We start from the raw sequence: 13290 nt of genomic DNA, 5'->3' as shown, positions 1-13290 counted from the left end.
GTATCCTGACCTTCGTGCAGGGAGTTGCAGATCAATGAACACCAATCCCGCGACGCAACCGCGCCCTGTTGTCCTGCTGGTGGATGACGAAGCTGAGATCCTTGTGGCGCTTACGGACCTGCTGGAAGATACCTTTACCGTCCTGTCCACCACATCCCCCACCGAGGCGCTGGACATCCTCGCCACCCGCAACGACGTGGACGTGATCGTATCCGACCAGCGCATGCCCGAAATGGGCGGTGACGTGATGCTGGCGCGCGCGCGCCAGCACAGCGATGCGCAGGCCATCCTGCTGACCGGCTATGCCGATATCGGGGCGGTGGCGGCGGCGCTGAACCAGGGACGGATTTCGTTTTATTCGCACAAGCCATGGGACCCGGACGCCCTGCGCGCCATGATCGTGCAGGCGGCGGATTACCACCGGCTGGAACGTGAACTGCGCACCGAGCGCATGCTGCTGCATGGCCTGCTGGACAACCTGCGTTCGGGGCTGGGGTTCAAGGATGCGCAGGGTCGCTTCATCCGCATCAACCAGCAGGCCGCTGATTTCTATGGTCGTGATATCGCAGGCTGCCTTGGCCATACGGAGGAGGAACTGTGTGACGCGGACCTGCTGCCCCTGATCCGTGCGGCGCATGAACGCCTGCATGCCGAGGGACGGGACGAGGAAACCGTTGAACTGCCCGCCCATATCCGTGGCGGTGTGCAGGGGCGGTGGCGTGAGATCACGCGCGTCGTGCTGGGCGCGCTGGGGGACGGGTCGGCCTGTTCCGTTGTCATCAACCGGGACATCACCCGCCAGCAGGAAATGGCGGCCCGCCTGAGGCAGGCGGAAAAGATGCAGGCGCTGGGCACGCTGGCCGGCGGCATCGCGCATGATTTCAACAACCTGCTGACCGCCGTCCTTGGCTCGCTGGAACTGGTGCGCGACATGGGGCCGGAAACGGGGCCGATGGCGCGCCTGCTGGATAATGCGTCCGCCGCCGCACAGCGGGGTGCATCATTGACGCGCAGGCTGCTCAATTTCAGCCGTCCGCGCGACCTCAGCCTTGAGCCGGTGGATGTGAACGCCCTTTTGCATGGCATGAACGACCTGCTGGCGCAGACGGTGGTGTCACGGCAGGGGAAAAGCGGCGGCGCGCCGTGCGCCATCGTGGTGGATACGGCGGCGTCGGATGGCATGCTGCCGCCGGTCTGCACCGATGCGGGACAACTGGAACTGGCGGTGCTCAACCTGTGCATCAACGCTGTCGACGCCATGCCCGAAGGCGGGCTGATAAAGGTTTCGACGGCGCTGAAGCAGGTGAAGGAAATCGTGGCGGGCACGAACCTCGTGCCCGGTGAATACGTCATGGTTTCGGTAACCGATCAGGGTGTCGGCATGTCGCCCGAGACGCTGGCCCGTGTGTTCGAACCCTTTTTCACCACCAAGGATGTCGGGCGCGGAACCGGGCTGGGCCTGTCCATGATCTATGGCTTCATCCGTCACGTGGGCGGCGAGGTGCAGGTGCGCAGCAGGCCTGACGAGGGCACGCGCGTTGACCTGTGCCTGCCGGTGCAGGGCGGCGGCAATGCCATGGACGCCCCGGTTGCCGCCCTGGCCACGACTTCGGCGGAGGGGACAGGCCAGCGCGCGCTGCATGTGATGGTGGTGGATGATGAACCGGGCGTGCGCGCAGTGACGGCGGGCTTCCTGCGCGCGCGTGGGCATGAGGTGCACGAATACGCCAGCGGCGCCGCCGCGGTAAAGGCGATGGAACAGGGGCCGGGACCGATCGACCTTGTCATCATGGACGTGATGATGCCGGGCATGGGCGGGCTGGAGACAGCGCACCACCTGCAGGCGTTGCGTCCCGGCCTGCGGGTGCTGTACCTGACCGGTTACGCCAATGCCGGCGCCCTGCCGGCGGGCAGCGCCAATGTCATGCACAAGCCTTTTACCCGTGCCGATCTGGCCGCCCATATCGACCGGATCATGAACCGCGCCCCGCAGGAGGCATAGGGGCGCCGTACTGTCCGGGTGGTCTTGCCCCTTGTGCTGGCGTGAGAACGTTTTATTTCTATTGATATGCAAGAATATCATTCATCTCCCCATGACCCTGTCGGGTGGCATGGAACAACCATCTTATGTGTCCGGCGTGATGGCCAGGTTGCCATGGCGGGCGATGGGCAGGTGACGCTGGGCGCCACCGTGATCAAGGGCAACGCCCGCAAGGTGCGCCGCATCGGCCCCACCGGGCAGATCCTTGCCGGGTTTGCAGGCGCCACGGCGGATGCCTTCACCCTGCTGGAACGGCTGGAAAACAAGCTGGAACGTTACCCCAACCAGCTTGAACGCGCCTGCGTGGAACTGGCGAAGGACTGGCGCACGGATCGCTACCTGCGCCGGCTGGAGGCGATGATGGCGGTGGCGGATGCCGAACGCTCCTTCACCCTGACCGGCAATGGCGACGTACTGGAACCCGAGGACGGCATCATCGCCATTGGTTCGGGCGGCAATTACGCGCTGTCGGCCGCGCGCGCGCTGCTGGGGATCGAGGGATTGTCGGCAGTCGATATCGCACGGCGGTCAATGAAGATCGCCGGTGACATCTGTGTTTACACCAACCATTCCGTCATTGTGGAAACACTGGGTGCGGATGCGCAGGACGGAGCGGCGTAATGGAAATCCCCAATCATTCCCCGCGTGAAATCGTGGCCGAACTGGATCGCTACATCATCGGGCAGTCCGATGCGAAGCGTGCCGTGGCCATCGCGCTGCGCAACCGCTGGCGGCGCGCGCAGCTGACGGATGCGATGCGTGACGAGGTCGTGCCCAAGAACATCCTGATGATCGGGCCGACGGGTTGCGGCAAGACCGAAATCGCGCGCCGTCTGGCCAAGCTGGCGCAGGCGCCTTTCCTGAAGGTCGAGGCCACGAAATTCACCGAAGTCGGCTATGTCGGCCGCGACGTGGAAAGCATTGTGCGTGATCTGGTCGAGTCCTCGATCAACATGTTGCGCGACCTGCGCCGCAAGGACGTTGAAAAGAACGCCGAACAGGCTGCCGAGGACATCCTGCTTGACGCGCTGGTGGGGGAAGGGGCCTCGTCCGAGACGCGCAACAAGTTCCGCCGGATGCTGCGCGCGGGTGAACTGGAAAACAAGGAAGTCGAGATCTCGATTGCCGAAGGGGGCAGTCCGTCACCGTCCGACATGCCGAACATGACGCCCGGCGCGGTCATCAACTTCTCCGACATGATGAAGGGTTTCATGAACCGCATGCCGCAGCAGAAGCGCATGACGGTGGCTGCCGCCCGCGCCGCCCTGATCCGGCAGGAAGCGGACAAGATGCTGGATACCGAAACCCTGACGCGTGAAGCCGTGGCGCATGCGCAGGATCATGGCATCGTTTTCCTTGATGAAATCGACAAGGTCTGTGCCCGTGCATCCGAAGGGGGATCGCGTGGTGGCGATGTTTCGCGTGAAGGGGTGCAGCGCGACCTGCTGCCCCTGATCGAGGGGACGACGGTTTCCACCAAATACGGCCCCGTGCGTACGGACCATATCCTGTTCATCGCATCCGGTGCGTTCCATATTGCCAAGCCGTCCGACCTGCTGCCCGAACTGCAGGGGCGGCTGCCCATCCGCGTGGAACTGGCGTCGCTGACGCGTGAGGACCTGCGGCGGATCCTGACCGAGCCGGAACATTCGCTGCTGCAGCAGTATGTTGCCCTGCTGGGCACGGAAAAGGTCACGCTGTCCTTTACCGATGGCGCGATTGATGCGCTGGCGGAACTGGCGGCCGACATCAATGAACGTGTCGAAAATATCGGTGCGCGGCGTCTGGCCACCGTGCTGGAGCGCCTTCTGGAAGACGTGTCCTTCACCGCTGCCGACCGGAGCGGGGAAGATGTGGTGATTACGGCGGAAGATGTGCAGAACCGGGTTGCGCCCCTGGCCCGCAAGGGTGATCTGAGCCGCTTTATCCTGTAGGGCAGTAACCGCCGGTGCAGGGGGCCGCGCCACAGGGTGCGGCCTTTTGTGTTCCGTCCCGTTTTCCGGCCCAGCATTGAGGCCTTGCGTAACAGGAAAGATGATGACCGACCCCTTTGTGAAGCCCGAGGACGATACCGCCGCAGATGCCATCGCGGAAATTGGTGAGGAACTGGCCCTGTTTGATGACTGGATGCAGCGGTACCAGTACATCATCGAACTGGGGCGCAAGCTGCCGCCATTCCCCGCTGAATGGCAGGATGACGCCCATCGCGTGCCGGGATGCCAGAGTCAGGTCTGGATGGAAGTGCAGCCGCGTGATGGCCTGCTGTATCTGGCTGGTGCGTCGGATGCGGCCATCGTGTCGGGACTGGTGGCGCTGCTGCTGCGGGTTTATTCGGGGCGCAGCCGGGATGAAATCCTGAATACGGACCCCAAATTCCTGCGTGACCTTGGCCTGGTGCAGGCACTGTCCACCAACCGGGGCAATGGGGTGGAAGCCATGGCGCAGGCCATACGCAAGGCTGCCGCCGCCATGCCAGCCTGAACCTGTTGGCAAAAAAGAATAAAAGTTTCCGGGTGCCGCCTTTTTTCAGAAAGGCGGCGTTCCTTGAAATTTTTTGGGAAAAAGCTTCACCAAAAACTTCTTATCTTTTGGGGCCGGAAGGGACGGGACAGGCGATCAGGCCTGCCCATGCGGATCAGTAACCCGCGTCAAAGCCCGCATCGTCAACGGCAGCGAACAGGTCGTCGGGATTGGTGGTGCGTCCGTCATAGGTGATGAAGGCCTTGCCCTGTTCCAGCGAGACCTCCACCATCGAGACGCCATCCACGGCTTCCAGCGCGTGTACGACCTTGGATGCGCATCCATCACAGGTCATGCCGCTTATGTTCAGTGTTATTGTTTCCATGATCTGATCGCCTTTGCACCTGCTGGCAGCCTGTATGGGTGCCTGTGGTTGAGAACCGGAGCGATTACACCAGATAAGGGCGTTTAACGCCATCACCTCATCTCAAAGACTGTTTGAAAACAACCTGTTGATAAAAAACAATAAAAGTTTTCAGGTACCGTCTTTTTTCAAAAAGCTTCACCAAAAAACTTCCTTATGATTGCCGGATGTTTCCCAGGCTGATTTTTCAGGCAGTCTCCTATTCCATGAAAATGAAACCGGAAGCGCATCTTGGGCATAATCGGTGCTGCCACACGACCTTGATGGATAGGGGCTGTAACCGGATCAGTCAGGCCTGATGATATTATCGTTTGTAATAAAATTGCTATCGAATTTTGGGGGTGTAAACGGCCATGATTCGTGCCCGCAGCGTATTACGCCCATGGCTTGCCGGGACGACAGGCAACAGGCCATGGCATCATATTACGCGGGGTCATGGCAGTTCTGGCCGGGCAGGCGGGGGCACATTCCTGGCGGGGTCTGGGTCTGTCAGGTGACCGGGACGGTGTGGGTGTCGGCATGCAAAAAAGGCCGGTGCTTGAAGCAACCGGCCTTTCGGATCATGGACGCAGTGAGGCGTGGCTGTTCAGTCAACCGTGCTCATGCGGGTTTCATCCACAAACTTTTCCGTATCATCATCCAGCTTGCGCGACTTGCGGCCGGCAGGGCCGTGGACATACAGCGTCTTGCGATCAATTTTCTGATCGGTGCCTTCCGGCTTCAGCGGCATTTCGTATTCCGGCTTCTGCGCATGGTCGGCCATCTGCAGGTCGGGATTGAAGACCGAGTTGAACTTCCAGATCATGGTCAGGAAGTTGGTCTGTCCACGCAGCGCAAGACGCAGGGCGATGCCCAGCGTGTCCTTGATCGCGCTCCAGCCCAGATGCTTGTTGTTCAGGATCTGCTGGGTCTTGACCAGTTCTTCATAGAACTCACGCAGCGGCAGCGTGGTGGGCATGACCGCGTGCTGGATGTCAAACAGGCGATAGTCGCGCGTGGTCAGCTTGCGGGACTCGCTTTCCCAGATTTCCGTGCCGGGGTAGGGGGTGGTGACGGAAATGTTCACGATGTCCGGAATTTCCAGGCACCACTGGCGGATCACCTCAAAGCGTTCGCGATCCCATGACGGGTCGGCGATCAGGTTGATGGCGACGATCAGGTCCAGCGAGCGGGCGTATTCCAGCGCCTCGAAATTGCGGTCCATCGACACGCGCTTGCGGAACCGCTTCAGCCCTTCCGCATCGACCGCTTCCAGCCCGATGAAGATATAGCTCAGGCCGATTTCCTTCCAGACCGCGAACACTTCCTTGTTGCGCATCAGCACGTCGGCGCGGGTCTCGAGGTAGTATTCCTTCTGGATGTTGCGGCGCTTGATCTCATCGGCGATGGCAAGGCCGTGTTCGGCATGGACGAAAGCCACGTCATCGACGATGAAAATGCCGGGTTCCTTGATTTCCTGCAGTTCCTCGCCAATCACCTTGGCGCTGGCGGTGCGGTAGGACCGGCCGTAGAAGGTCCATGCGCTGCAGAACGTGCAGTCCCACGGGCAGCCACGGGCAAATTCGATCGATGCCGCCGGGTCCAGCGTGCCGATGAAGTATTTGCGGCGGTGTTGCAGCAGGTCACGCGCGGGACGGACCTCATCAAGGGATTCGATGAAGATCGGCGGCGGGCCTTCACCATCCATGGTAACGACGCCGGGCACGCTCAGCAGGTCCTTGCCCTGTTCCCATGCCTCAAGCAGCAGGCCGACGGTGGCGTCGCCCTCACCCTTCAGCACGCAGTTGATGGCCCCGTCGGACAGTGCCAGCACGTCACGCGCGATGAACGAGATCGAGTGCCCGCCAATGAACAGGAACACGTTGGGCAGGCGCCGGCGCGTTTCCTTGCACAGGTCAATGATCTCGGGGACATTGGCCAGGTAGTTGCCGGAAAAGCAGATGGCGTGCGGGCGGAATCGCTCGATGCGTTCCCAGTAATCGGGATGTTTCTCGACCTGCAGGTCGATGATTTCCACATCATGTCCCTTGTTGCGCGCGGCACCGGCAACCAGTTCAAGCCCCAGCGGTTCAAGACGCAGGAAGACCTTCGTGTACATGAGCGAGCTTGGATGAACGGCCAGTAATCTCATTCTTTTACCTCAGGGCATCGATGGGGACGGTGTCACAGCACGCCAGTGCATACGCAATCCGATAACAAATTTACAGCCGGACCAGCGTCGTATTTGTATTTTTTATATATCAGGCACGATTTAGAAAAAATAAGAATAATGACTGAGGGTGGCAATATAACCGTGATCTGTCATCCAGTTCACGGTAATATCACCTATGCATTCAGTTAATGCCAGCAGGTCCTTTGCTGTATTTCATGGGCTGGTATGTTTTTCTTTCATGCCCGGCTTTGGTGGTAGGGGACCTATGCACTGCCAACGGGGCAGGGCGTGGATGGCTTTCATGTCCCCTATCGCAACCAGCACTTTCGTGGCAGTGTCGGCACCGCTTAAGCGACGGGGTCGAAATGAAGCTGAAAATCGTGGAAAGAATGTCCGCCCGCCTCGGGCTGCTGGCATGTGGGCTGGTTCTGGTATGCGGCTGTACCGCTGAAATCGGGCGCAAGCCCTTCGAAAGTGATGTGAAGTGCCTGCGTGAACAGATGGGCACCACCATGCAGCTCAGTTTTCCCATCGCGGCGAATACCTGCCAGCGGATGAGCGACCATAACTTCGTCTTCAGCAAGAACCACAAGCATGCCGAGCCGCTGCCGCTGAAACTGCGCGGCGCGCCCGATCTGCAGAAGATGGCGGACGAATACGGTTACAGCTATACAAAATAACGTGTCGGGGCCTGCGCCCCGGTCCGTTTCAGTTTTCCAGTTCGGTGTCCCAGTACAGATAATCACGCCAGCTTTCATGCAGGTAGTTGGGCGGAAAGGCGCGGCCGTTTTCCTGTAGCCTGCGGCTGGTGGGGCGTGTGGGCGTGTGGTCGGGATACATGCGGATCTGATGGGGCATGTACGATCCCTTGATCAGGTTGCACGGACTGCATGCCGTTACCACGTTTTCCCAGCTTGTGCGGCCGCCCTTGCTGCGCGGGATGACATGGTCGAATGTCAGTTCCTGTGTCGGGAAGCGGGTATTGCAGTACTGGCAGGAAAAATTGTCCCGCAGGAAGACGTTGAAGCGGGTGAAGGCAGGCTTGCGGGCGGAAGGGATATAGTCCTTCAGCGCGATGACGCTGGGCAGGCGCAGGCTGTGGGTGGGGGAACGCACGACGGTGTCATATTCGCTCAGCACCGATACGCGGTCCAGCCAGACGGCGCGGATGGCGTCCTGCCATGACCACAGCGAAAGCGGGAAGTAGGAAAGCGGCCTGAAATCGGCGTTCAGGACCAGCGCGGGCAGGTATTGACTGTCACAGGGCACGGACGCATTCCTTTCCGAATGCCGCGCACAATGCTTGGGCGTATCCTGTAGCGAAGCGAACGCCTGCGTTGTGCGTCGTCGTCAGATAACTGCAGGAATCTATTGCAGACCCCGCATGGCGTGGCAAGCCATGGCCATGGGGCCTGTGGACGCCCTTCATGAACGGAGGAAGACAGGAAAATGACGGTGTTTTCAGGTATCCTGCTGTTTTAATTCGATAATGGCATTCACGACCCGTTTTGCCCCCAGCCCCACGGGGCGCCTGCACCTTGGTCATGTCGCATCAGCCCTGCGGGGCTGGCGGCTGGCTGCGGAGTCGGGCGGGACCTTCCTTCTGCGCGTGGAAGACATCGACACGGTCCGCTGCCGTCCCGAATTCATTGCCGACCTCTACGAGGACCTGGCCTGGCTTGGCCTGTCATGGCCACAGCCGGTGCGCAGGCAATCGCAGCACATGCCCGACTACCGCCGGGTGCTGGACAACCTGCAGGCGCGTGGCCTGCTGTATCCGTGTTTCTGCACCCGGCGCGACATTGCCGAAGCCGCCAGCGCCCCCCATCACGCCCCCGATGGCACGCTGGTCTATCCCGGCACGTGTCGGCATATGGACCCCGCGCTGCGGGCGGAGTGGCTTGCGGCGGGCAAGCCCCATGCGCTGCGGCTGGACATGGCGGCAGCCATGCGGTTGCCCGGGGCGCGGGAACTGACATGGCATGACCTTGGCCACGGCCCGCGCACATGCCAGCCGCAACTGTTTGGCGACGTGGTGCTGGCGCGCAGGGATGTGCCCGCGTCCTATCACCTGTGTGTCACGCATGATGATGCGTTGCAGGGCGTAAACCTGGTGACAAGGGGCGAGGATCTTATGGCCGCCACCGCACTGCACCGCCTGCTGCAGCATGTCATGGGCTGGCCCGCACCATGTTACAGCCACCATCCCCTGTTGTGCGATGACACGGGCCGGCGGCTGGCCAAGCGGGATGGCGCGGTGTCCATCCGTGCCATGCGCGCGGCGGGCATGACACCACAACAGGTATGCGCTGCTGCAGGCTGGCCCGATCACATATCTGCTGTTTCCACCGCTGCGCGTTCGCATTAGGCTACGCGCCCGTTGCCCGGCCGCGTGCCGGTCTGTCTTTCACTGTTGATGGATCTTGACATCATGGATCTTACCGCCGCCCGGCTGGACCGGATCAGCCCCAGCCAGACGATCGCCATCTCAACCAAGGCGCGTGCGCTCAAGGCGGCGGGAAAGGACATTATCAGCCTTTCCGCCGGTGAGCCGGATTTCGACACCCCGGACACGATCAAGAAGGCGGCCATGCAGGCCATCGCGGCGGGTGAGACCAAATACACCGATGTCGCGGGCACGCCCGCCCTGCGCCGCGCGATTGCCGAACGGTTCCGTGCCGATAGCGGCCTGGATTACACGTGGGACGAGGTGATCGTCTCCAATGGTGGCAAGCAGATCATCTATAACGCCATGGTTGCGACCATCAATCCGGGGGATGAGGCCATCATCCCCGCACCGTGCTGGGTGTCGTATCCCGATATCGTCTCGCTGGCCGAAGGCACGCCGGTCATCGTGCCGTGCAGCGCGGAAAACGGCTTCAAGCTGCAGCCCGCCGATCTGGAGACCGCGATTACCCCGCGCACGCGCTGGCTGCTGCTCAATTCCCCCAACAACCCGACGGGCGCCGCCTATTCCGCTGCGGAAATGCGTGGCCTGTGTGACGTGCTGCTGCGTCATCCCAACGTGTGGATCCTGACGGACGATATCTACAACAAGCTAGTCTATGACGGTTTTCGCGCACCGACGGTGGTGGAGGTGGAACCGCGCCTGCGCGACCGTACGGTGACCATGAACGGCGTGTCGAAAGCCTATGCCATGACCGGCTGGCGTATCGGTTATTCCGCGGCCCCGGTGCAGATGACGCGCGCGATGAACAAACTGCAGAGCCAGTCCACATCCGGCCCGTGTTCGATCAGCCAGGCAGCGGCGGTAGAAGCCCTGACCGGCCCGCAGGACTTCATCGGCACCATGGTCAGCACCTATCAGGCGCGGCGTGACCTGGTCGTGAACATGCTGAACGAGGCTGCGGGCCTGCACTGCCCGGTGCCGGAAGGGGCGTTCTATGTCTTTCCGTCACTGGTCGGCTGCCTTGGCAAGACCAGCGCGGGTGGCACGCTGATCGACACGGATGAGGCATTTGTCACCGCATTGCTGGATGAGGAAGGTGTGGCCGCCGTGCATGGCAGCGCATTCATGTTTGCCGGTCATTTCCGCATTTCCTATGCTACCGACACCGAAAGCCTGAAGGAAGCCTGCCTGCGCATCCAGCGTTTCTGTGCCGGGCTGCGGTAAGGGATATGGATAGGGATGCGGACCGGGCCCATCCGCTGTTTGCGCAGCGGATGGACCGCCTGACGGTACCAGCCACCATCGCCATGGCCCAGCGCGCGCGCAACCTGCGTGCGAAGGGGGAGAAGGTACTCTCCCTCGCTCTGGGCGAGCCTGATTTCGCCACCCCCGCCGCCGTGATCGAGGCCGCCCACCGCGCGGCGCTGGACGGGCAGACCAAATATCCGCCCGTTGATGGCACGCCCGCGCTGAAGGCCGCCATTGCACGCAAATTCGCGCGTGAAAACGGGCTGGACTACGCGCCTGCCGAAATCATGGTGTCCAATGGGGGCAAGCAGGTCATTTTCAATGCCTTCATGGCGACGGTGCAGCCGGGGGATGAGGTTGTCATTCCCCGTCCTTACTGGGTCAGCTACCCGCTGATCGTGCAGATGTTCGGTGGCACCCCGGTCTATGCCGACTGCCACGAAGCTGACGGTTTCCGCCTGACGGCGCAGGCGCTGGAAGCGGCAATCACGCCGCGCACCAAATGGCTTGTCCTCAACTTCCCCAACAACCCCACCGGCGGGACGATGGGACAGGCGGACCTGGAAGCCGTGGCCGAGGTGCTGCGTCGCCACCCGCACGTCCATATCCTGTCGGATGAGATTTACGAACACCTGCTGTATGACGGCTTGCGGCATCACTCCCTTGCCGCCGTGGCGCCGGATCTCAAGGACCGTATCCTGACGCTGAATGGCGTGTCCAAGGCCTATGCCATGACCGGCTGGCGGGTGGGATATGTGGGCGGTCCCACGCCCCTGATCCGTGCCATGACGGCCATACAGGGCAGCGCCACATCAGGCATCTGTTCCATAAGCCAGGCGGCAGCGGCGGCAGCACTTGATGGCCCGGCGGACATTATCGCGCAGATGCGCGCGGTCTATGCAGGCAGGCGCGAAATGGTGGTGTCCACATTGCGGGCCATACCGGGGCTGACCTGCGCCATGCCGCATGGGGCGTTCTATGCCTATCCGGGTATTGCGGGGTGCATGGGGCGTGTTTCGGCTGGTGGCCACCGGCTGGAAACGGATCAGGATTTCGCCATTGCCCTGCTGACGGAACAGCACGTGGCGGTGGTGCATGGCTCGGCCTTCGGGCAGGGGCCTTACCTGCGGCTGTCATACGCCACCAGCGATGATATCCTGAAGGAAAGCTGCGCACGGATCGCGCGCTTTGTCGATGGGCTGAACTGACACCCATGGCGGGCGTGGGCGCGCGCTCAGTCCGGATCGGGCGAGGGGGGGCAGAGCAGGAAGACCCCCTCCGTCACGATGGCGGGCAGCAGCGGCATGGCCAGTGGCAGTCCCGACAGGCCAATGGCCCCGGCGGACGCGGCACAGGCCGCCATGTAGCCCGTGCGGCCGCCCAGCCGTTCGGCAATGACAAACAGGAAAACGGCGAGCAGTTCCAGTATGGCCGCCCCGCCCAGCCGCAGGGGGTGGGCCTGTGTCTGCATGCCCATATCCGACAGCAGGCGTAACAGGGCAGGCGACTGGCCACCTTCGCCGCCCAGCCCGAACATGAACGAAAAGGGCAGGATCAGCACGCCAAGTATATCACGCAGCAGGTTCACCAGCCCGCTGACCAGCGGCAGCAGGATCAGGATGGCCAAGCTGGCGGAGGTACATGTCGCGACAATGACAAGTCCGACCTGACGTTGCCGGGCTGCCGGATTATGTTGTGGGGCTTCCGGGGGCATGCAGGTGCGCCGCCAGCGCCTAGCGCAGCCACCACTTGACGGGTTCGGGTTCGTCCGCCGGTGTCTCGTCCTGCGGGGCGGTGGCCTGTATCGGGGCGGGGCGGGGGTCTGCCGCACGCTGTCGTGATTTCAGGCGCGTCAGTTCTTCACGCAACTGGTCGTTTTCTTCACGGGTATTGTATAGCTCCGCACGTACGGCCAGTAATTCCGTATCCTGCGCCGCCAGTTTTCCCTTGTGTTCCGCCGTGATGACATCGGCATGGCCAATGCGTGTGGTCAGGGAACGGATCTGTGCCTGTGCTTCCGACAGGCGCAGTTCAGCCTGTTCGCGCAGTTTCTGTTCAAACTGCACCTTGTGGCGCAACTGCTCGATTTCGCCGCGGTCTTCCTGTTGCGCATGGATTGCACGTGGGGTGGTGCGCCCGGTGGCCAGGGAGTGATGTTCAACCCGGACATCGCCATCCTGTACGAATTTGCGCCGGCGCTGCGTGGGGTCGGCCTGACGGGCCGGGCGGGCCTTGGGTGCCGGTGCCTTTCCGCCGCCTGCGCCACGCGGCGCGGGCTTGCCCTTGCCCAGTCGTTCAAGCGCCTGCCGGAATGCGGATTCATTCACTTCTTCCCGATGGGCGTTCTGGTCTTCTTCTTTCGGGAAGGAAAGAAAATCATTATATGATGACACAGCGGAACTCTCGATAATCAATGCACCATAAGGGGGTGGCTGAAATTATATTTAGGAATCTATTCCTACAGCCAGTATACCAGTGGTGCCTGTCTTTAGGTGATTTACTGAGTATATAATTCTTTCCCGCCAACTTATGCAAGGGGATAAGGAATAATATAA

Annotated in this window: 13 protein-coding genes; 8 read left to right on the top strand and 5 right to left on the bottom strand. The window is 61.6% G+C overall.

Annotated elements, in window-relative coordinates; all coding sequences use genetic code 11:
* The first annotated feature begins 34 nt into the window (after positions 1 to 34).
* From F1542_RS07110 to F1542_RS07095, 4 genes are all read left to right on the top strand, one after another.
* Positions 35 to 2002, top strand: a complete 1968-nt coding sequence (locus F1542_RS07110) for a response regulator (RefSeq protein WP_193732426.1) — start codon at positions 35 to 37, stop codon at positions 2000 to 2002.
* Between the two features lie 66 nt (positions 2003 to 2068).
* Positions 2069 to 2662 (top strand): ATP-dependent protease subunit HslV, encoded by a 594-nt coding sequence (hslV, locus tag F1542_RS07105; protein ID WP_110555435.1) that lies wholly within the window; start codon positions 2069 to 2071, stop codon positions 2660 to 2662.
* The gene (gene hslU, locus F1542_RS07100) at positions 2662 to 3975 is read left to right on the top strand and encodes an ATP-dependent protease ATPase subunit HslU (protein ID WP_193732425.1); all 1314 of its coding nucleotides are present in this window, start codon (positions 2662 to 2664) and stop codon (positions 3973 to 3975) included. Before hslV ends, hslU begins: the two co-directional genes overlap by 1 nt.
* Before the next feature lie 103 nt (positions 3976 to 4078).
* Positions 4079 to 4522: a SufE family protein gene (locus F1542_RS07095; RefSeq protein WP_193732424.1), complete on the top strand. Its 444-nt coding sequence runs from the start codon at positions 4079 to 4081 to the stop codon at positions 4520 to 4522.
* A 154-nt stretch (positions 4523 to 4676) separates the two neighbouring features.
* Here F1542_RS07095 and F1542_RS07090 read toward each other — a convergent pair whose 3' ends face one another.
* Together F1542_RS07090 and hpnR are read right to left on the bottom strand one after the other, a co-directional pair.
* A complete protein-coding gene (locus tag F1542_RS07090; protein ID WP_193732423.1) occupies positions 4677 to 4886 on the bottom strand; it encodes a heavy-metal-associated domain-containing protein in 210 nt (69 codons plus the stop codon).
* 625 nt (positions 4887 to 5511) lie between these two features.
* Complete coding sequence (gene hpnR / locus F1542_RS07085; protein ID WP_193732422.1) at positions 5512 to 7056, bottom strand: hopanoid C-3 methylase HpnR; 1545 nt, start codon at positions 7054 to 7056, stop codon at positions 5512 to 5514.
* A 386-nt stretch (positions 7057 to 7442) separates the two neighbouring features.
* Between hpnR and F1542_RS07080 the strand changes: the two genes are divergently transcribed.
* Complete coding sequence (locus F1542_RS07080) at positions 7443 to 7757, top strand: hypothetical protein (protein ID WP_193732421.1); 315 nt, start codon at positions 7443 to 7445, stop codon at positions 7755 to 7757.
* Positions 7758 to 7785: 28 nt separating this feature from the next.
* On the opposite strand, the gene F1542_RS07075 is transcribed toward F1542_RS07080, so the two are convergent.
* A complete protein-coding gene (locus F1542_RS07075; protein ID WP_193732420.1) occupies positions 7786 to 8346 on the bottom strand; it encodes an HNH endonuclease in 561 nt (186 codons plus the stop codon).
* A 220-nt stretch (positions 8347 to 8566) separates the two neighbouring features.
* Between F1542_RS07075 and gluQRS the strand changes: the two genes are divergently transcribed.
* The 3 genes from gluQRS (at position 8567) to F1542_RS07060 (ending at position 11943) form a co-directional block, all read left to right on the top strand.
* Positions 8567 to 9445, top strand: a complete 879-nt coding sequence (gene gluQRS / locus F1542_RS07070; RefSeq protein ID WP_193732419.1) for a tRNA glutamyl-Q(34) synthetase GluQRS — start codon at positions 8567 to 8569, stop codon at positions 9443 to 9445.
* A gap of 63 nt (positions 9446 to 9508) precedes the next feature.
* Positions 9509 to 10711 carry a pyridoxal phosphate-dependent aminotransferase gene (locus tag F1542_RS07065; protein WP_193732418.1) on the top strand — a complete coding sequence of 401 codons (1203 nt, stop codon included), beginning with the start codon at positions 9509 to 9511 and terminating at the stop codon, positions 10709 to 10711.
* A gap of 5 nt (positions 10712 to 10716) precedes the next feature.
* Positions 10717 to 11943, top strand: coding sequence for a pyridoxal phosphate-dependent aminotransferase (locus F1542_RS07060; protein WP_227672548.1), 1227 nt, complete (start codon positions 10717 to 10719; stop codon positions 11941 to 11943).
* A gap of 26 nt (positions 11944 to 11969) precedes the next feature.
* Here F1542_RS07060 and F1542_RS07055 read toward each other — a convergent pair whose 3' ends face one another.
* Together F1542_RS07055 and F1542_RS07050 are read right to left on the bottom strand one after the other, a co-directional pair.
* Positions 11970 to 12449, bottom strand: coding sequence for a hypothetical protein (locus F1542_RS07055; protein WP_193732417.1), 480 nt, complete (start codon positions 12447 to 12449; stop codon positions 11970 to 11972).
* Between the two features lie 19 nt (positions 12450 to 12468).
* A complete protein-coding gene (locus tag F1542_RS07050; RefSeq protein ID WP_193732416.1) occupies positions 12469 to 13128 on the bottom strand; it encodes a hypothetical protein in 660 nt (219 codons plus the stop codon).
* Between the last annotated feature and the right edge of the window lie 162 nt (positions 13129 to 13290).

Source organism: Komagataeibacter sp. FXV3 (genome assembly GCF_015155755.1).
GTDB lineage: Bacteria > Pseudomonadota > Alphaproteobacteria > Acetobacterales > Acetobacteraceae > Komagataeibacter.
Note: the sequence above shows the minus strand (reverse complement) of the source record. Positions and strands in the feature narration are given on the sequence as shown.